At 37.6% G+C, this 20717-nt stretch carries 18 protein-coding genes and 1 pseudogene; all 19 read right to left on the bottom strand.

The annotated features are described in order from the left end of the window. Positions 1-287, bottom strand: a pseudogene (locus tag D0T50_RS13055) (restriction endonuclease subunit S); the annotation flags it as partial. Beyond that, the gene (locus D0T50_RS13050) at positions 287-1723 is read right to left on the bottom strand and encodes a class I SAM-dependent DNA methyltransferase (RefSeq protein ID WP_163223972.1); all 1437 of its coding nucleotides are present in this window, start codon (positions 1721-1723) and stop codon (positions 287-289) included. The pseudogene D0T50_RS13055 and the gene D0T50_RS13050, both read right to left, overlap by 1 nt. Before the next feature lie 14 nt (positions 1724-1737). Then, the gene (locus D0T50_RS13045; protein WP_163223971.1) at positions 1738-4431 is read right to left on the bottom strand and encodes a DEAD/DEAH box helicase family protein; all 2694 of its coding nucleotides are present in this window, start codon (positions 4429-4431) and stop codon (positions 1738-1740) included. Between the two features lie 170 nt (positions 4432-4601). Further along, complete coding sequence (locus tag D0T50_RS13040) at positions 4602-5909, bottom strand: ATP-binding protein (protein ID WP_163223970.1); 1308 nt, start codon at positions 5907-5909, stop codon at positions 4602-4604. Positions 5910-5930: 21 nt separating this feature from the next. Then, on the bottom strand, positions 5931-7421 hold the full coding sequence (locus tag D0T50_RS13035) for a class I SAM-dependent methyltransferase (protein ID WP_163223969.1): 1491 nt from the start codon (positions 7419-7421) through the stop codon (positions 5931-5933). Continuing rightward, positions 7418-9031 carry a hypothetical protein gene (locus D0T50_RS13030; protein ID WP_163223968.1) on the bottom strand — a complete coding sequence of 538 codons (1614 nt, stop codon included), beginning with the start codon at positions 9029-9031 and terminating at the stop codon, positions 7418-7420. The genes D0T50_RS13035 and D0T50_RS13030 overlap by 4 nt, the downstream gene beginning before the upstream one ends. A gap of 2 nt (positions 9032-9033) precedes the next feature. Then, the gene (locus D0T50_RS13025; protein WP_163223967.1) at positions 9034-10116 is read right to left on the bottom strand and encodes a 3'-5' exonuclease; all 1083 of its coding nucleotides are present in this window, start codon (positions 10114-10116) and stop codon (positions 9034-9036) included. Positions 10117-10118: 2 nt separating this feature from the next. Further along, positions 10119-11138, bottom strand: coding sequence for a DUF1848 domain-containing protein (locus D0T50_RS13020; RefSeq protein ID WP_163223966.1), 1020 nt, complete (start codon positions 11136-11138; stop codon positions 10119-10121). A gap of 17 nt (positions 11139-11155) precedes the next feature. Beyond that, on the bottom strand, positions 11156-11443 hold the full coding sequence (locus D0T50_RS13015; protein WP_163223965.1) for a helix-turn-helix domain-containing protein: 288 nt from the start codon (positions 11441-11443) through the stop codon (positions 11156-11158). 292 nt (positions 11444-11735) lie between these two features. After that, a complete protein-coding gene (locus D0T50_RS13010; RefSeq protein ID WP_163223964.1) occupies positions 11736-12707 on the bottom strand; it encodes a DUF5712 family protein in 972 nt (323 codons plus the stop codon). A 2-nt stretch (positions 12708-12709) separates the two neighbouring features. Then, positions 12710-13297: a BfmA/BtgA family mobilization protein gene (locus tag D0T50_RS13005; RefSeq protein ID WP_163223963.1), complete on the bottom strand. Its 588-nt coding sequence runs from the start codon at positions 13295-13297 to the stop codon at positions 12710-12712. Between the two features lie 209 nt (positions 13298-13506). Then, positions 13507-14232 carry a hypothetical protein gene (locus D0T50_RS13000; RefSeq protein WP_163223962.1) on the bottom strand — a complete coding sequence of 242 codons (726 nt, stop codon included), beginning with the start codon at positions 14230-14232 and terminating at the stop codon, positions 13507-13509. After that, a complete protein-coding gene (locus tag D0T50_RS12995; RefSeq protein ID WP_163223961.1) occupies positions 14186-14578 on the bottom strand; it encodes a hypothetical protein in 393 nt (130 codons plus the stop codon). Before D0T50_RS12995 ends, D0T50_RS13000 begins: the two co-directional genes overlap by 47 nt. Then, positions 14575-14925 (bottom strand): helix-turn-helix domain-containing protein, encoded by a 351-nt coding sequence (locus tag D0T50_RS12990; protein WP_163223960.1) that lies wholly within the window; start codon positions 14923-14925, stop codon positions 14575-14577. The genes D0T50_RS12995 and D0T50_RS12990 overlap by 4 nt, the downstream gene beginning before the upstream one ends. A gap of 153 nt (positions 14926-15078) precedes the next feature. Continuing rightward, positions 15079-16014 (bottom strand): toll/interleukin-1 receptor domain-containing protein, encoded by a 936-nt coding sequence (locus tag D0T50_RS12985; RefSeq protein WP_163223959.1) that lies wholly within the window; start codon positions 16012-16014, stop codon positions 15079-15081. 17 nt (positions 16015-16031) lie between these two features. Beyond that, positions 16032-16769 carry a hypothetical protein gene (locus D0T50_RS12980; RefSeq protein ID WP_163223958.1) on the bottom strand — a complete coding sequence of 246 codons (738 nt, stop codon included), beginning with the start codon at positions 16767-16769 and terminating at the stop codon, positions 16032-16034. Continuing rightward, a complete protein-coding gene (locus D0T50_RS12975; protein WP_163223957.1) occupies positions 16766-18025 on the bottom strand; it encodes a site-specific integrase in 1260 nt (419 codons plus the stop codon). The genes D0T50_RS12980 and D0T50_RS12975 overlap by 4 nt, the downstream gene beginning before the upstream one ends. Positions 18026-18036: 11 nt before the next feature. Next, positions 18037-18594: a helix-turn-helix domain-containing protein gene (locus D0T50_RS12970; RefSeq protein ID WP_203558247.1), complete on the bottom strand. Its 558-nt coding sequence runs from the start codon at positions 18592-18594 to the stop codon at positions 18037-18039. Positions 18595-18793: 199 nt separating this feature from the next. Beyond that, entirely contained in the window at positions 18794-20695 is a 1902-nt protein-coding gene (dnaK, locus tag D0T50_RS12965) for a molecular chaperone DnaK (protein WP_163223956.1), read from the bottom strand. Positions 20696-20717 lie beyond the last annotated feature (22 nt).

Genomic DNA, 20717 nt, shown 5'->3' with positions numbered 1-20717 from the left:
TTTCCCAATCTACACCACTCCCAACTCTCAGGTATCTCAAACGGTATCTCCTCGTCGATACATTTCACAGTTCCGTCGGCGAACTTCTCGTAATATGATTTATCGGAACGGTAAATATATGATTCGTTCTTATCTCGCTTAATCTTTTTCTCCTTGATTAATCGCTCTTTTTCCGCACGGATTTTCTCGATAAGAACTGAAGCTGGCTCATCATTGGGATCTTGAGGAACTAGCTTGCCACGTATAGCTAAATCGAGGATTTTTTGACGTAATTTCTTCGTATCCATTATTCCTCAATTTTGCCGATTATTTCTTTTAGCGAAGCTACTGCCTTTGCTATGTTAGAGCTTTTCTCTTCAATTTGTGACATTAATTCAGCGAGCGACATATCAACGGTATCTTCTCCGGTTTTAATCCACGTAATATCGAGACTGGTTTTGTCCCGATTCAACAACTCGGTAGAATTATATTTTCGCCAACGACCGGACGGATTTTCTTCAGAATAAGTTTCTGTTCTATTGTGAAGATTGTCTGCATTGTAGCATTTTACAAAGTCGTTAAGGTGTTGACGGCGCATTGGGTTTGTTGCCAATGTGTGCTTTACATTGGTGCGGTAGTCATAATACCATGTTTCGTTGGTTTTACTTCCTTTCGAGAAAAACAAAACGTTCGCCTTAACTCCATTCGCATAAAAAATCCCAGTAGGTAAACGTAGGATCGTATGAAGATTAAATTCTGTGAGCAGTTTCTTACGAATAGTTTCACCCGCTCCACCTTCAAACAAAACGTTATCCGGCAAAACGACTGCGGCTCGCCCTCCATTTTTAAGCATCAACATGATATGTTGCATGAAATTCAACTGGTTATTGCTTGTAGAGACATAAAGATCTGTTCGCATGGAAGCAATATCCGTAGATCCAGCAGGACGATTTCCAAACGGAGGATTAGCAAGTACAACATCAACCAATGTATCCGGTTCTCTTTCCAATGAATCACAACATTCTATCGGACTACGTTCCGTTCCTATTCCATGCAAATATAAATTCATCGACGCCAACGTGACAACAAGAGGCGTATTATCATTTCCATGTAATGCTTTATCTCGTAAGAATGCGCGCTTATCCTTATCCTGCGATTGTTCTTTCATGTAATCGTAGGCAGCAAGAAGGAATCCTCCTGTTCCGCAAGCCGGATCGCAAACTGTTTCGCCAATTTGTGGTCGAGTAACCTCTACCATTGTATTAATCAGAGGGCGAGGCGTGAAATATTGACCCGCTCCACTTTTCTTGTCTTGCCCGTTTTTCTCAAGAATACTTTCATAGATAGCCCCTTTAACGTCACCATCCATCGAAAGCCAATTTTCTTCATCAATGAGCGTTATTACCTTTTTGAGATATACCGGTTTATCTATCTTATTTTGGGCTTTCGTATAGATTGTTCCGATCAGATTGTCTTCCTGACTTAATAGTTTGAGTGTTTTTTCGTACTGCTCAATTAAATCAAGTCCATCTAATTCCGTTAAATCATTCCATCGATAACCATCAGGTATCGCAGAGGATTCGCCAAAAATCTCAACATTTTCGTTATCCATTTTTAGAAATAACAGATAAGTTAGTTGTGTGATATAATCAGTAAAACCGACTCCCTGTGAAGAAAGTATCGTAGCTAAATTCCAGACTTTTTTGGTAAGTGATTGCTCGTTCGCAACTGTTTTTTTTGACATTATATAATTTTGTTTTAAGCAGATTTGAGAATAAATTGGGAAAGAGAAATAATAGCTGTATTAACAGCGTTAGCAGAACCAAACATTCTTACCATTTGAGCAACAAAAGGTTTGTCTTCCTCCTTTATATCGTTCATTGTGCAACTTCCGTTAGCTACAATATAATTTACAACATTGCGGATAATTTCCTTTTGAGTGTCGGTCAGCGGACGTTGATTTTGTCCGCACCAAAGCTCAAACCGGCTTGCTGCCATAGACGACAAAGAACGTAGTTCGGGGATTCGTTTGAATGCGAAACGCACCAATTGAATTATATTGGTTAGGGCATCCTTTTCATCCTTGGAGCGAAATGAAACAACATGAGCCGGATCAAGGATAGAATAAGTATTCCATAATAATATCGGATTAAACTTATTGCTGGCATGAACTAATTTTGTCCGCAAATCTTTAAGCATTCCGTATGTGATAGGCTCATTTGTATTATTGTAGATAATCCGTAGTGCTTCTATCTCATCTTTGTGAGAGTTCACATATTCTTCAAATGCTTGGGTTGTTTTTTGAGCCTCCTCTATAGAGAATCCCTTTTCAATCAAATTGTCTTCTCCCGGTTGTAGAATGGATATAAATCCGGCATTCAGTTCTAATAGATATTGCCTTGCTTTCGGGTTATGAGTAAGAGGACGAACAAGACCTTTTCGCGCAAGGTTGGACTGATTGGCATCAACGAATGGTTCCAATGCAGCACTTTCAAGAGCATCGAATATTTGAACAGCTAAATCCTTCATCTCTATTCCTGCCAATTCTGTGAATTTCTGACGCTGCTTGCTATCTGATTTTATATTGATTCGTGATAAGCGACTCGCCAACAACCTTAGGTTATCATCAGGCAAATCTCCATGTGTAATGCGTTCCAACAATATTCTTAATGACATATTGGGAGGTGGAGTATCTGTTCCGGGACGTGTTACCTGCATTTCATGCTCTGTTACCCCGACTGCATCAACTAAAAAGAAAATATCCTTGCTAATGGCATTGGGAGTTACATTCCGAAGTTGTTCATCTCCTATGGTTCTTACACCTCGCCCTTTCATCTGCGTATATAAGGCATCCGATTCAACATCTCGCATAAACATTACAACTTCCAACGGCTTAACATCCGTACCGGTTGCAACTAATGTAACCGTAACCGCAATTCGAAAATCTTTATCATTTCGAAAGCTTCTGATAAGTTGATTACTATCTCCTGCCGAATATGTGATTTTTTGGACAAAATTCTCGGATTGATTAGGGAATACTTCTTTCGCAATTCGAACTATATTTGTAGCATGTGCGTCATTAAGAGCGAAAATGAGCGTTTTAGGAATATATTCAAACTGAGAATCTCGTTCAGGATATAGCTCTGTGAAAATAGCATCATGATAAGTTTCTAAAATCAGTTTGATTTGAGCCGGATTAACAATGCTGCGATTCAGTTCGGTTGAGGTATATGTTTTCTCCTCTGAATTTTTCACATCTTCAGTCTTACCGGAGTACTTCGTTATATGTTTGATATCTTCGCCATCTTTGATTGCTCCGCCAATTTCTGTTACTTGGGTTTTGATACGATACACACGATAATCAACATTGATTCCATCAGCAATAGATTTTTCAAGCGTATAATTGACTATGCGATTATTATTGAAGAAAGCTAAAGTTTCCGGAGCGGGCGTTGCGGTAAGACCAATCATCTTTGCCGAACTAAAATACTCCAAGACTTGCCGCCAGTTGCCATAAATGGAGCGGTGGCACTCATCAATAATGATCAAATCGAAGAAATCAGGAGGCAGATTTAGATTTCCGCCCAACTGAATTTCCTCATCTTCTTCACTATATGATTCATCGTTGTCGTTGTCATTTAGCTCCAGCCCTGTAAGCAGAGCAAAAAGACGCTGAATAGTTGAAATAACAACATTTGCATCTTTGGGAATATTGGCAGACTTCAATCGCTCAGTTGTGAAAATCGTATTAAATGGCTCACCAGTTTCTGTAAGACGAAAAGTTCCAAATTCGCCTTCAGCCTGTCGCCCCAGATTGTTTCGATCAACAAGGAACAACACTCGTTTCATTGGTGTGTATGAAAGTAACCTATATGCAGCCATACAAGCTGTGAAAGTCTTTCCGGCTCCTGTTGCAAGCACCATTAATGCACGAGATTGGCCTAATCGGAAACTGGATTCTAATTCAGTAATTGCTTCATACTGGCAATCCCGCAATCCTTTTGCTTGTAAGGTCGGCAATCCGGCATAATCATCTTCTATACCAAGCATTTTTACAACCTCTTTCGGCGAGTGAATTCGAGAAACAGAAATATAATCCTCTTTGGGATTATGAATATTTTTGAACAGAATTTCTCTGCCATTTGATAGATAAACAATAGGTAGCGGTTGATACCAGTAAGAACACCAGCTCGGCAATCTGCGCACATACCTTTCTGCCTGCTCCATTACGACATTGGATAGCCCATACTCCTCCCTTTTCGCTTCAAGCACTCCTATCGCTTTCCCATTGAGAAACAGAAGATAGTCAGCTTCGAGATTTCCTCTCAATAGACCTTCCTCGATAGCCACAGCGGATATTCCGGGGGAGTAATCATCTCTTTTGACAATTTCCCATCCAGCTTCATTTAGCATCCGATTGATTATTTCCCTCGCCTTTTCTTCTGGTGTCATTTTCTAACTTCTACATAATTTATATTATCGGAAGTTGCTTGCAAAAATAATAAATATCATACGATATTCATTTATAACAACTTCAAACTGTTGCTTCCAAATTTAGCTTACAGAAACTCATAAATAGTTATCCGCCATTTCCGCCACGTATCCGCCATTTATCCGCCAAGCTATATTTCATAGTGAGCACTTTTTTTATCTCCAACTCGCTTCAAAACACCTTTGGCTACTAAATCCTCCAAATCTCTTGAAGAGGTTCTGTCAGATATTTCATTTAGCGTTTGATAATCGCTGTTAGTAATACGGCCTTTCTCTTTTACATACGATACTGCTTTTACTTGCCTTGCATTAAGACCAAGTTTCACCAATTGCTCTTCTGTAAGGTTGTTCTTAAATAAGGTTACCAAGAAACCGCCTTCGCGTTCTGTCAGTTCGGGTTCAGGAAGCCCTGCTTCTTTGCAAGACTCAATGATTCGAACAGTGCCACGGCCCCAAGAATCGATAAGTCCACCTTTGAAACAAACATCTGCGATAAGTGGATTGCGTGGGTGGGAGGAATGGATATGTTTGAGCATCTCCAAAGTAATGCCTTCGGGCAGCTTACCATCATTCCAGATAGTTATTCTATCATCATAAACCCTGATTTGAGTAAATGAACCCATGTATTGACGGTGAACCATCGCATTGAGAAGCATTTCACGCAGTGCTGGAATAGGATATTCACTGTGCTCCAGACGTAGCATGCCTTTAAACTCAATGGAGCGAGTAAGATATTTATGATCTAATCGCTCTAACACGCTTTTTAGCAAAACGATTAAATTTCCTTCCTCGACATCTTGAAAGCGCAAATCTGTATCTCCTTTGAAACGCCCAATCTTTACAAAGGCATTCGTAAAGAAATTCCTTGGGTCTTTACCGAAAAGAATTATTGCGGCACGTGTAAGTTCTCCATTTTTGGTCAGACGTAATTTGTTAAAAACATCTTCCATAGACAGCCCTTCTACATCAGGCAAACGGTCTTTCTCTTTCGCCATAACCAAAAAGGCTTTGAAAGCCTTTTCGTCAATATCATCGAAGGTGGCTCTCGACTCGGTTACTTCATCCCAAGCCAGTCCAAATCGTTTCAAAAGAAATTCATTCAGCGAAGTCCCTGTCAGCTCTTGTTTTACACTTCCGCTACGATAATAGTATCTGCCCCGCAAAGAAATGGGAACAGAATAAGGCTGAACGACAATTTCAATGTAATGCTTACCATCTTCTTGCAGAAGATTTACTTCAGCGGTTATCCCCATATTATTCTTGATTTTGTTGGGAATTTCGTCCATCAGCTTTTTATAATCTTCAACAGCAACGACATTTCCAACATCGTCTTTGCCGATATAAATCTGTCCACCCTGTGCGTTAGCAAAGCCGCATATCCATTTTAGATAGTCATCGTGCCAAGAGGACTTGTATTCTATGTTTTGTTGTTCGGGCATGATATGTTAATCTATTTATTACTAATTCACACTAAAAACATTGATCACTCTTGTCCATTTATTACTGCAATAGCCTGTAATCTTTTGATTATGGTCGTAACAGGGATTATTATGATTGTTGCACTTCCAATATGTACCAACTTTACCATTTAATTTTTCTTTTAATAATTGAAAAGAAGAAGTATGCTTATTTTCAAAATAACGCTTAAAAGATTCTAGTCTTTCTGTCTTTATAGTATCAATATAAGGACTAACGCAAACAAAATAATCTTTTTTTGATAGTGTTTTTTCTATTAAGTTGATTAAACGATTTAGTGAATAGTCGTCAATATCAAGAATATTTGAAAAAAGATGTATTGTGATATCGGATTGTGGTATATTGAAATCACTTTCGTCTAAATCATTTAATTTTTTACAGATTGTTTTTAATAAGATTTTAGAACAATATTTTTTGCAGTGTAATGCTGCTCTTTTAAGAGCAATTTCTGAAGGTTCAATAAGTGTAATTTGATTTATATTTTCATGTCCATATTTTTCAAGGAAAACCATACTTGCAAATCCTTGACCACACCCCCAGTCAATAATGTTGATTTTTGAAGATATACTAGGCAAAGCATTGAATGCGGATTGCAGCTTTGCTTTGTGCATATTTCCATAGCTTTTGAAATATCCATATAATTCAACTTCCGATTCAAGAATTTTCACACCACGACCTGTTATTTTTTGACTTCCGGCATGACGAACAGAAATAGAACGAATTGAATCAAAATTAGCTGCAACATCCTTTAGCATATTAGAGTATTCTGTATCAGTCTCTATTATTATTTTGCTAATGTCACTGACAGAATGAGTAATTATCGTCTTCTCTAAAAGAGTGTCTATTATTTTCTGTATGTCATCTACATTATTGTAATTTACACCTAATGACTGAATTATAGACTCGTGCTTAAGGAATTGATATATGTTATTATCAAGAGCCTTTTCAATTTTTAACTTTAATTCAGAAGCAAATTTAATATGTGGATATGTATCCCTAATAACACAATAATAATAATTCAAAAATGTAGTTATTGATTTTTTTTCATTATCATCTTCAAATTCAATTGCTAATTCAAGATTCTGACATATTTCATCAAATCTATTTATAAGTGTAGAATTACTATCAACATTATATAAAAATAATAATGCAGCTTGCAATCTACTTCCGACGCCCAAATTATTTCTATCAATAATTGGATATATTGAAATAATAGAAGATCGAAGGTTTAATCGTTCACAAAATTCTAATAATATTGAAATGAATGCTTTATTATATGTTTCTTCATAATTCAATCCATCTATTATGTTACATTTTAGTAAAATAAAAGTCTCTATAGATTGCTTGCAATTTACAATGTTATTGTAATCAGAATTGCAAAACTCTATTATATCCTGAATATTTTCATTGAGGAAATTATCTAATGAATCGGAAGAATCAGATATTTCAAACAGATTATCAAACAAATTGCTCATAAATTAGGGATATTAGAATCAGGAGTAGTCATTAATAATAATATAATTTCGTCTGTTTTTTTGCTTTTTACATTTATACCCTTTGCTTTTGCTTCATTTTCAAGCACCTTCTTCCCTTTTTCTTTATATGCTAAATATTTTTCTATGACTTTTTTAACATATTTTTCTGAAGTATAAAACATTTGAGGATCCTCGACTATTATTGTTTGAGCAGATAGCTCTTCTCGTTGTTTATATTCCTTCGTAGAAGTTGTTTTTTGAATTTCTAATAGCTTTTTTAGTTCTGCTTTTAGATTTTCTATTTCTTCCTGTTTTTGGATAATTTGATTTTCATAATCTTCTGCAATTTCATTTTTGGCATCTTTGTATATTATTTCTCGCATTTTTTCAAATAATCCTCTGAAAAGCGAAGCACTATCTTTTTGAAAAAATTGCAACAACAAGTTTTCCAAATATTCTGAAGAGAGAAGTCTTGCTTTTTTTTTACCTTTTACAACAACATCTAAAATCCTATAGTCGGGTGTTATTGTTTTAGACAATTTTTGTTTGGGACACCAACTTAGGTAAGGAAATTCTTCTGACTTAATCTGATTAAAAGCATATTGATATAAACTTTCGATCGTATAATAGTCGAGTTGACTGTTTAATTGAAATTTTACAATTTTATCCTTGTATTTGTTATTAAAAGCAGAATAACCTCTATTTAAGCCATAGCATAGTGCGATACCCTCACCTTTAGCAACTTCCCTGAAATTAGTTCGTATTAATTCATCTATTTTTTTCATTCCAGCTTCTTGCCCTACCTTATAAGTATATAATACTGCTGCAATATATGTCTTTGTATCTTTGTCCAATTTTGATAAGTCAATTAACCGAACACTATTTTTCAATATTGTTTGTCCATCCTCTTTAGCCAATATGTTTAAGTCTTCTTCTTCTATTCGTTTATTAATAATGGGCAATAATTTTTTAAATCCTTTTTCTCCTACAAACGCATCAAAATATTTATCAGTAATATTGATGTTGTTTTGTTGAAGCTCTTTTTGTATTACTTCATTAAAAAAAGATAATGTGGAAAAATAATTCTCGGAAAAATTCATATAATCTTCTCCTGCTAAACGCATTAAAGCAAATCCTCCCAAAAAGCTGTCAAATCGTTTAATATTGTTTCGCCAATCATTGTTGTTGTCAGGTGTGGTTATGTCTTCCAGAATTGATAAATCAATATCATCAAAATCCGACTCTTTTATTAACTCGTGAGGAATAAAAGCGGTACTCAATTCAATATTTGCGATAGTTTGTTTTCTCTGAATCTCATCTATAAAATAAATTGTTTTAACCCTCGAAATCGGTAATGGTTTTTTATACAAATAAAAACCATTATATACGTTATTCAATTCTTTTATTTCATCTTTCGATAAAACTAATTCGAGAGCGCAGTCAATTCCACTTCCTTTTATTTTTTTATCACTCAATAATAGATATGAATCAAATTTATTTTGAATATCAGTTGGTTTATTTCCAAAATATTTACTTGGCTTGATACAAGCACAACCGAAATAATCGGCCAAACTTATTGAGCTTATCGGGAAAAAATATCGTGTTTCCATTTTTATATTATTTGTTTATCTATTACTGAATTCAAAAGAGGATTATTAATCGTTATGTCATTGTTTGAGAACAAGAATAAATTGCTTTTTGCTCTTGTGACACCTACAAAGAAATCTCTCCATGATATAACTCTGAAGGATTGCAAAAAGGCATCAAAGCATGGAATGATAACAGTATCAAACTCCAAGCCTTTCGCTGACTTAAAAGGTGTGATATGAATATTTTTCATAGCGCGAAGGCCACCATTTGCATCGTGTAACGTATGATCATAAAAACTGCAATCGAAATTATGCAATAAATTGAAATAGTAACTTGCAGTCAAAGCATCACCTCCCGCCCATGGGACATTTGCTAAAGGTGTCAATATGCCTATATTATGTTCATCTACATTTAATTGCCTAACTATATCAATTATGGTTTGATTTTGTTTTTGCAAATTATTATTTGTAACATACAAAAGTGGTTTGTCTCCAATTTCTCGACATGAGTCTATTTCATTTTGAGAAATAGGTGCTTGAGGAAAAACCGTTTTTGCAAATAACAAAATACTTTGGGTATTTCTAAAATTTCTGTCCAATACAAACCTTCTATTATTAAATACTCTTTGCAATTCTCTCTCTGGTGCGCAGACATTTAGATTATAAGTACCATTCGTATTTATTGCTCCTGATTTTAGAATTTGTTTATCATCTGCCCCATATGATATTTGAGTAGAATATCTCTGCAACTGATTATTATCTTCATAAAAACTTAGGGGCATATCCTGAGCCTCGTCAACGATGATCTCAGTTCGATTTTGCGCATTGTTTAAACACCAATTTTTGGTTGAATCAACACAATTTGAGGCATTTGCATTTTGTGTGGCACTACTCGCTTTTAAATAATAAGCAAGAGAGGTTGTGAAGGTAAGTAATTGAGTATTTATATTTTGATTTTGTTTTGATATATGTCTCCACAAAGACACAAAACTTTTTCCTGTCCCTGGTCCGCCAGAGAGTGCAATTGGATTAGGTTCATTTAGTGCTGCTCGTTGAGGCAAAGTTAACGATGTTATTGGTGGAAAGTTAAAATAATAGTCTGCCATAATTATTCTCCTTTTATCATTGCATTATTTCTATCTTGTTTATGCAAATCCCAATTTTTTAAGGCAATTTGTTTAGACGCATTTGCATAGCAATATTCGCACAAATGCGGACAAGTATTATACTCTCCAACATCTTTACTTATAATACATCCACAATGCTGCCGTTGCCCTTTGTCTTTGTTGTTTCTTTTCTTTTCGATAGAACCTTCGGGATTAAACATGTCTGGCGGTATTATTTTAACACCTAAAAAGTCCATAAGAACCTTATCGTGCGAAAAAAGTTTTATTATTAAATCGTCATCAACGCACTTATTATGTTCAATGCCATATTTTTCCAACGGTATTTGTTCTGCACAAGTAGCAAGTTCAAAGTGCCAGTTTTCATTTAAATGTTGAAGACTCGCTGCAAATTCGGTCATTGTTCGCTCATTAAATTCTTGATAATAAATGGAATTACTTTTCAAATTATTTTGAACCTTCTTATAGGTTTTAATATCTGCAAAACTAAAAACCAGCTTATTTGTATGATTTTTCAGTTGATCGCCAATATTTTCAATTTTTCGCAACAATTCATCAACGCCAATTTTGTCGGTCAAAATCAAAGGGTCAAAACGCCAAATCACTTTTTCTTTTCCAATTTTTTCCGAAAGTTCAATAAATGTTTCAATTCTTGATTGAACATTGGGAACTTGAGGTTCTAATTTTTCAGCATCATAATCGTTAAGTGTAAACTGGAAATAATAATTGATATCCTTTTCATTCAAATAATCCAAATGCTTCATCATTGGTTTATGATTCTTCGACCAAAACACAATCAAGCGGGTATTTTGAAATGAGACATATAGTGGAACTCCATTAAATGGATTTTTCCATTTAACATATCCTTCTTTCAATCTTTGAAAAAACCAATCTGAATAAAACGCAGGAATATCTGTCGAGCGGCTCGCGGATACTATAACAGGAGCTTGTGCTTCTACAAATTCTCCGTTGTTTATCTGTATTTTTGTTTTATTCCAGTTCATATTACCGAATTTATGAGTTACAGTTCTTTTATGTTTCTTTTTACAATATCAATTGCCTTGTCAGCAATAACTTTTTCGTCAGCAATAGAAGCTGGAACTTGGTCAGCAAGCCATAAAGCGAGTAGATCATCCTTATCCGATTGTAATATATCAGCAATGACTATAACTTGTTCGCCTTTGGCTCTGCGTTCGCCCTTTTCAATTTTGCAATAAGTGGCAGTGTCGATTTCCAATGCTGCGGCTAATTGTCGTTGAGGCATTTGCAGTTCTTCGCGTAGTTGTTTTATGCGTTCTGTGAACTTCATATTTTTGATTTTATCGTCTTGACATTTTTGGCAAATATACTAAATGTTTGAGAAACAGACGCAATGCACTGCAGAAAAACTTATCAACAATAATTTAACCTACATATTTTTCCCCTTTTACATTTTGTAAACACCTCTTCTATGGAAATAATAAATTAGGCAACACTTTTGCGGGAAATACTACCCGAAGCAGAGCGGAGGTGTGGAGATTTCGCGTAAAACCGCTTGCGGCTTGGTGTTGACGTTTTATTCTTGAAATATACCTTTGTTTGCCAAATTAAAAAGGAGTTTATTAACCTATTCTTCTGTTTTTCTTCTTTTTCTTGAGTTTTCGCAATGGCAGTTCATCTTCCGGATTAGGCTTGTCAACATCTGCAGCGGTGGGGAGTATGGAAAATAAAGAAGAGAGAATATTTTCTCCGCTAGTGCTATCGCTTAATTGATTAATCGATTTCGCGGTTGGCTGACTGTTTGACTGGCCATACGTTTGAACGTTTGGCTGTATGTCCGTACCAACGTTGGTGCGTTCTTGCTTTTTACTATTCTCTACCTCAGGAACTAATGGTTTCTTGGCTACCTTCAATTCTTGCTCCTGCATCTGCAATTTCTCTTTTATACTGCCGTTTTCCATCGTATTGCAGTATGTAAATGTTTCTTGCAAATCTCGCTGGTAGCCAAAGAGTTTATCAAAGCCGGTTTCTGCTCGTTGAAACAAGTTCGTTCTATCAAAGCCACCTTTGATTGCTCCTTTCTTGGTATTCTTGTGGTTGGTAAGCGGCGATAGCTTCTTTTTATTTGACTGGTCTTTTCGGCTTACAATCAAATGGCAATGCATATTCAGCTTATTATCTGATCGGGAGCGATCGAAATGGATTTTTCCATAGAACTTTATATCTTCAGCGGATAATCCTTTATTGAAGTTCTTGGCGTATTCAGGGATAAAGACTTCTCGAATGTATCGTTTCATGGCTTCGGCTTGCTCCTGTTCAGTATTTCCCATCGTTTTCAGTTCTTTTTCTGAGGGACTAACGTGGATAGCATAGAACTTAGCATCCGTTTTTAGCAACTGTCCGATATTTGAATCAATATCCTCAATAATCTGGGCTTTATACAGATTGTCTTCCCTCAGGTTGAAGAATCTTTCCGTATAGATACCTTTTTCCATACGTTCTAAATCTTCATGCTCGAGGTAATTTGCCAACTGGCGGCAACCTCCGGCGTTGTTGTATGTTCCTTTGGACGGTGGCGGGAAGTCTATATTCATGGTTATTCGGGATTTGTCAGTTTGTGAATTTCGGCTTTCAGAACCTCCTTTCGCTTACTATCCATTACACCGCAAGTTGCAAGTTCTGCATATAAAGCGATTAGTTCCAAAAGCCTTTTATTATCCTCTTTTTGTATCTGAGTTAAAGAGGCTATTTGCTTTGTTTGGGTATTGACAATATTTGCATGTTTCCCAAATGTATCGCTTATTCGTTGCAGGATATCTGAATGCTTATTCCACATGAGGGTTATTTCCGATTTAATCAACTCTTCCAAAGTTTTGACTACTTCATCGAAGCGGACAGCTATCGAATGGCTTGCCCGAATCATCGGATTCAGTTCCTTTTCTTCAAAGTGGCGGATAAAACGGATTAGATCATCCTGCCGTTTGTTGATTTTCGCCAACTCCGTTTTAACGGATTCCGGTGGCTCGGACGGATTGATACAAGCCTTATCCATATACTCGAAAGCGAGCTTTACAATCTCTCCTTTTTTCAGATTGTATCGCTTGCAAAGTTTATCTATCTGGCGATTGGTGTTATGGTCAATTCCAATCGTCGTTAATGCTGTTTTATTCTTATTTTGTACCATATTATAACTTTTTTATAAGAATTCATTTTATTAATCGCTTAATCAATAGGATATTAGCGATTTTATTTATACGAGTCTTTATAAAACTCGCTTTTAATATCTTGCTGATTAACAGCAAGTAACCCCGTAGGGCAAGAGGATAGAACAGGACTTGTCCAGTTCCCTCTTGCTACATTGCTCGCGAATAGTGAGCCCATTGAAATGAAAGCTTAAACTCGACGGCTTTCACCATTCAAAGTGATAAAATTAAACATCACTTTTAGGCGATCGCCAATCATTCCACCATAGAACTCATCGGACGAAAGTGTAGCAAAAGTGAAGTTCGTGGTGCCATGTGTTACGACTCCGACATCGCTTCTCAAACTCAACAATTCGGATATGGGTCGGCTGACGTTTCCATAATCCTGAACCGTTTTGGATTCTCGCCCAAACTCATCAATGATTAACGGTCGTCGGGCAAAAACACTTGCCGACTGCTTTACAATTTGCTCCTGCAATTCCACAGACTTGATAAACGTAAACAGAGGCTGATTCAGAAAAAATCTTCGCGAAATTTGATTATGAAGCAATGAGTACGTTTCCAGCAGAATAGTTTTACCGCAACCATATTTCCCTTGCAGCATGATGCCCTTATTCAAATTTCCGGAGAATGCAGAATCGTTGATTATGTAGCAATAGAGTTGCTCTATCATAGGTTCGTTGTTTTTGTCAATAACAAAATCTTTAGCTTGATTGCGGTTGTGCAAACAAATTGTACCAAACTCGCAAAACAAACTCCGAAAGTCAGCATAAGCCAGCGGCAAAGGCAAACGTTGTCGCCGAATCTTTTCTTTTTCATGGGCGACCATCTCTTGAGCATCTTTCCGCAATGCCTGAAAGAATTGCTGATTAGTCGAAATCACTTCCCGTAAAGACTGAGCCTTTCTTTTTTCCATAAGAATTTATATTAGAGTTTTTGTCTTTAGTCTTTATATTATAAGGTGGGAGTTTAAGGTCGGACTTAGGTGCTAAAATCTGGTACTTAGTTTTAACCCTATGTCCGCCCCCAGAAGAATAATCTAACAGACCGGCTGCCTTTAGTCGGTCGCGTGAAGATTTCATAACATCCAAGGATATATTCGCATTGGCAGCTAATCGTTTGTTGGAACACTCTATCCATTCCGACCAATAGGAACGGTTAGCTAAATGAACCAAGAAGAAATACAATCGGGTATCGTTGCCGCTGAAGCTCTCCCGTTCGTCCACTCGCCAAAAATTGGCTAATAAGTCGAACAAGTTCATCTTTGTATGTTTTTACGCTTATTATATCCCGCCTCTGCTTCGGATTCTATCTCCTGCAAGGTTTTCTTCTTGCCTTTGGAAATCCACTCCAACAGTTCATCCTCGAAGAAATAGAGTTTCTTGCCGCTCTTATAGCAAGGAATCATTCGCTTGCGTACAAGAGCATACACGGTAGGTTTCGCTTTGCCGATAATCCGGCAAGCCTCTTCAATGTCAATCGGGATTCGTTTCTGAGGAACAATAGGCGTTTGCCCCTTCTCAACTAAAGATTTGATCTCAGCCAGCTCACTGACCAAATGCGCTACTGCCTTAGGCAGGTTTTCAAAAGAAATTTCATTTGCTTCCATATTTATCGTTTTTTATGAATATGGTGCAAATAAAAATAGTGTTTCTACGGTGTCTGGGCGACACTCGAGAAACACTTAGAAAACACTTAAAGTGCTGATATTATTTAGTTATTGTTATGGAAGTAAGACCGTTTGATTTCATTGGTCTTTTCCTTATTTAGAAAAATCAGGAGACCCATTTGTCTGAATTTTGTATTCGAAAGTTATTTCATCATTTTCATCTCCGCGAGTGTCATCTTTTATCCCAAGAATTTTGATTGCAGCGTAAAACCCATTTGTGTTTTGTAAAACTGCTATTTCATCTATTTTCGGTCTTCTTATTCTTGATGAGCCATCATAGACCCTTGCGTCATATATCTCGACAAGCTCTTTTACATTCTTTGCAATTGCGACTGTTCTGACACTTGCAGGATCATTTAAAAGTTGAATATTCCAATTACTTGACTTACTAAACTTCAATTCAAACATTAACTCATCTTGTCCAATGAAATATCTTCCATCATTGTTCGAATAGTCAAAAACCACATTCCCAGAAACTGCAGGAGAGGTGTATTTCTCGTTCGCTGGTAAAAATTTTTGCTGAGCAAATTCTTTTGCGACTTTAAAAGGGTTCTTCCCAATTGGAGGAATTGGAGAAACTGGTTCATCAAGCAAATCTCTCAATAACTCTTCATATTTGTTTTCATACAAGAGAGTGTCTTCGAAACTTATATATTTTCTTCCTCCTAAGAATCTGGGTAACTTGCTTTCACTTGTATTATTTACTATTAGTGGTATAACCCACTCTGTATTCTGATCTTTAATCAATTCAGCTGTCATGATTTGTTTTTCATACCCAGCACCACCTTTACCATCATTGGCTTTCCTTACATAGTTTTCGGAGCAAATGCAAATAATCCTTTGAGACTTGGAAAGACCCTTCTCCATGAATGAAGCAAGATCTTGACCTAACCTAAGATTCCAAATATCTAAAAGAACATCAACGCCATTCGACCTCAGCCTTGTAGCAAGCTGTAATACCCAATTTTTATGCTCATCATTATCATGTGAGTATGAAATGAAAACCTTTGGTTCAAACACTTCTTCCATTATTCCTTCTATTATAATTATTTAAGAGATTCTATTATCTTTATCACCCCTTTCAGTTCATCATCTTTCAAGTGTCGCTTGATACTTTTCACTTCTACCTCTTTGAAAACATCAGGGAAGACGATTTTCAGTAAGTTCGCAATATCCATCTGATTCCTCGGTTTGAAGTAGTTCCAGATATTCCATCCGAAGTGGCGAAGGTCGAGGGCTGATAGCTCTTTCACCTTAACTGGCTTCAATTTTGTTTCTTCTAACTTGTTCATATATGAACGGACATTCCGGCAAAGAACATCAAGATCTTCATCGGAAAGATAAAGGGCAAACGATTTTCGAGTATAGTCCAGAGCGACATTCAGAATCTCTTCCTGCTCCTTTGCTATATTTTGTTGCTGTTCGTTCCGAATATCTTCTAAAGAGACATCCAATTCCGGCATATCAATTTCAGTGTTACTTTCTTCTATTTCTGGCTCAACAGCAACAGGAAGAACTTGTCTTTGCTCAATTCTCTTTCGGAAGTATGGTATTTTGGACAGCCACTCACCAATCCAAGGTAACATCATATTTTGGAGTAGTACATGAATACTTAAATAGACTACTACCTGAACAGCCAACACTACAACAAAAACAATAAATGAGGTAAAGCTGTCGAAACCAACCGAAATGGTAAACATACGCGCTAGTGCAGCAATGGCCAGAGCAACACAAGCTACGATTACATATAATATAATGTACTGCAAAAGACTGTTCTGTTTCATTCTTCAGTATTATTAAGGGTGTTCAACTGAATCGCTTGTGCCGCCTTGCTTTTCTTCTCGTCCACAACCTTTGCATAAATTTGAGTGGTTTTTACATTGGTGTGTCCGAGCATCTTGCTGACAGTGTAAATATCTGTACCACTGGATAATTGAAGCGTCGCATACGTATGCCGAAAGCAATGAAATGTGATCCGTTTCGTGATACCGGCTGATTCTATCCAACGTTTCAATGGTTTGGAAATCCATGCTGGGTCGGGTAAATCTTCAAAAACGAGCTGTTCCGGTTCACGAGGTTCGCCACACAGATCAAGTGCCTGTTGCGAAATAGGCATATATTCCACACCTTTTGTTTTCTGCTGAGTGAAATGTAATTGGGCGTGGTCACCATTAACACTAATCTCTTTCCATTTCAATTTCTGAATATCACAATGTCGTAAGCCGGTAAGAGCCGAAAACAATGCTGCTCGTTTGAGAACATCTCGTTCGCATGGTGTGCCGGCGAGAGTATTAAGTTCTTCAACGGTCAGATACTCACGTCTTGATTCCTGCTCGGGTATACCTTTGATTTTTGCGGATAAATCAGTCGTCAAATATCCATCTATAAAAGCTTGTTTCAATGCAGCTTTGAAAATGGAAAAGTATGTTACTGCGGTATTGCGGGAAATAGTTCCGCTTTTATTGCCACCGCAAGGAGCGGACAAGAGATATAACTTAAAATCTTCGGCAAAGCGATTGTCGATTTTGGCAAAAGGCAATGTGTCTCCAGCGAAGAGCTTCATTAATTCGTAGGTTCGTTTCCAGTTTACGCGGATAGAATCAGAGCTTTGTGCGTGGCGTTTCTTGGCTGTGACATTAAAATACTCTATGAAATTCTGCTGCGCACGCTCCTTTTGTTCAACTTGTGCACTTTCTGTATCACTGTATAAATCGGCATTATCATATTCTCGTTGGCGGAGCTTACGAATCCCATCAGCATATAGCATAGTTTCTTGGTCTTTTTCGCTTCGGCAAACGATTATTCCATTATCATCACGTTTGGGTTTGTAGGTTTTCGTTCCGTCTGCATCGGTGCGAGCTGTGCGCTTCTTATCCCATTCAACTGTGGTGATACAACGATTCAAATATTCACGAAAACGCTGTGGAGTTTGCTTGCCGGGAACATAAACCGGGTAGCTTTCAATATAAACATACCACTCTTTACGGTCCTCCGCCTTGCGAAGCCGGACAGTTACTTTTGTATTGGAGAGTTGTTTCATGTGGTATATTGTTATTGATTATACAAATTATCTATTTCAGTTTTTGGAGCGTAAACATAGTTGCCAATCTGTCGAGTTGGAATGGAATATTTACGGATATGCTTATATACCGTACTATCCGATATGCCAAACTTTTTGGCAATCTCGCCGATTGTATAACAATCTTGTGGTTCAAGGCTATAAAGCTTTGTTGCTGGTTTCTCCTTTTTAAGAGGTGTTTGGCGAATAGGAAACATTTCCTCTATCGCTGCTCGGTCAATCCGAACAAGACGAGCCCCTAAGTTGATAGCAGGAATTCGCTTTTGCCGAATAAGACGATAGAGCGTACTCTTGGCAACACCGAAAAGCGCAATCGCTTCAGGAACGGAAATATAGAGACGGTCATCTGGTATTTTAGCTACGACCGCTTGCTTTTCTTCTTCTTTTCGCTTTTGCCGTTTCTTTTCACGATATGCTGCATTGCCGCACGTTTTAGAGCAATAAACAGAATCAACCGTCTTCGGAACGAAAGGCTGTCCACACACTGCACATTGTTTCTGAATCTTATTCATCGGTATCTTTATCGCCATTTAAGTACTCATTAGTAGTCATAAGTGCTCATAAGTTCCACTTCATCACTAATTAAGTTCCGGTACAATAATGGTACAAATGTATGATAAAAAACCATCAAAAACAATAGCTATCTACAAATTTACAAAAACAAAAATCCCCGTAAACTATTTGTTTACAGGGATTTTCTATTATTTATTGACTATTTCTAATCATCTATTACTTCACTTCTTCAAAATCCGCATCCTGAATATTATCACCTTCACTTGAAGAAGTGTCATTAGCCTGCCCTGCATTCATATCAGGTCCCGCCTGAGCACCGCCACTTTGTGCATACATTTCAGCGCTTGCAGCTTGGAATGCAGTATTCAACTCGGCCATTGCAGTATCGATTGTTGCCAAATCTTGTGCTTGGTGAGCATCTTTCAGTTTGCTCAAAGCAGCCTCGATTGGAGCTTTCTTGTCGGCAGAGAGTTTGTCGCCCAGCTCTTCCAGTTGTTTTTCTGTTTGGAAAATCATACTGTCAGCTTGGTTGAGTTTGTCAATTTTCTCACGTTCTTTCTTGTCAGCATCAGCGTTAGCTTCGGCTTCGGCTTTCATTTTTTCAATTTCCTCTTTGCTCAAACCGCTCGAAGCTTCGATACGGATAGCTTGCTCTTTGCCGGTTGCTTTATCCTTAGCAGACACCTTCAAGATACCATTGGCATCAATATCGAACGTAACTTCTACCTGAGGCACACCACGACGAGCAGGCGCAATACCTGTAAGGTTGAACTGACCAATTGATTTGTTCTGGTTTGCCATCGGACGCTCACCTTGCAACACATGGATTGTAACCTCTGTTTGGTTGTCGGCAGCTGTCGAGAATGTTTCGCTCTTCTTTACCGGAATAGTTGTGTTTGCATCAATCAATTTAGTCATAACACCACCTAGCGTTTCGATACCCATTGAAAGCGGAGTTACATCCAACAACACAACACCTTTAATTTCATCGGTCAATACAGCTCCTTGCACAGCAGCACCTACAGCTACTACTTCGTCGGGGTTTACGCCCTTAGAAGGTGCTTTTCCAAAGAAATCTTCTACCAACTTCTGCACGGCAGGAATACGTGATGAACCACCCACAAGAATTACTTCATCAATATCCGAGTTACCCAGACCGGCATCGCTCATTGCTTTTTTACAAGGTTCCAAACAAGCTTGAATCAAGCTGTGCGCCAACGATTCAAACTTAGCACGGGTCAATGTTTTCACCAAATGCTTTGGAACACCATCTACCGGCATGATATATGGCAAGTTTATCTCGGTAGTTGTAGACGATGAAAGTTCAATCTTCGCTTTTTCGGCAGCTTCTTTCAAACGTTGCAGCGCCATCGGGTCTTTAGTAAGGTCGGCACCTTCGTCTTTTTTAAACTCGTCTGCCAACCAGTTGATGATTACCTGGTCAAAGTCATCCCCACCCAAGTGCGTATCACCATTTGTAGAAAGCACTTCAAATACACCGCCGCCAAACTCAAGGATAGAGATATCGAAAGTACCACCACCTAAGTCGAACACGGCAATTTTCATATCTTTATGCGCCTTGTCGATACCATATGCCAAAGCAGCAGCAGTTGGTTCATTAACGATACGCTTCACATCAAGACCGGCAATTTGTCCGGCTTCTTTCGTTGCCTGGCGTTGCGAGTCTGAGAAATAAGCAGGCACGGTAATAACCGCTTCGGTAACTTCCTGACCCAAATAATCTTCGGCTGTTTTCTTCATTTTTTGAAGAACCATAGCCGAGATTTCTTGTGGGGTGTACAAACGTCCATCAATATCCACACGTGGCATATTGTTTTGTTCTACGACTTTATAAGGTATGCGCTGTACTTCTTTTTGTACTTGCGACCAGTTCTCTCCCATAAAACGCTTGATTGAGTAAACCGTGCGTTGTGGGTTTGTGATAGCTTGACGTTTAGCAGGGTCACCCACTTTACGTTCGCCACCATCTATAAATGCTACAATAGAAGGAGTGGTACGTTTACCTTCGCTGTTGGAAATTACAACAGGCTCATTTCCTTCGAATACAGAAACACACGAGTTCGTGGTTCCAAGGTCAATTCCAATAATTTTTCCCATGATAATGTTATATTTATTTGTT

Origin of the sequence: Bacteroides sp. 214 (genome assembly GCF_010501015.1) — a bacterium.
GTDB lineage: Bacteria > Bacteroidota > Bacteroidia > Bacteroidales > Bacteroidaceae > Bacteroides.
Note: the sequence above shows the minus strand (reverse complement) of the source record. Positions and strands in the feature narration are given on the sequence as shown.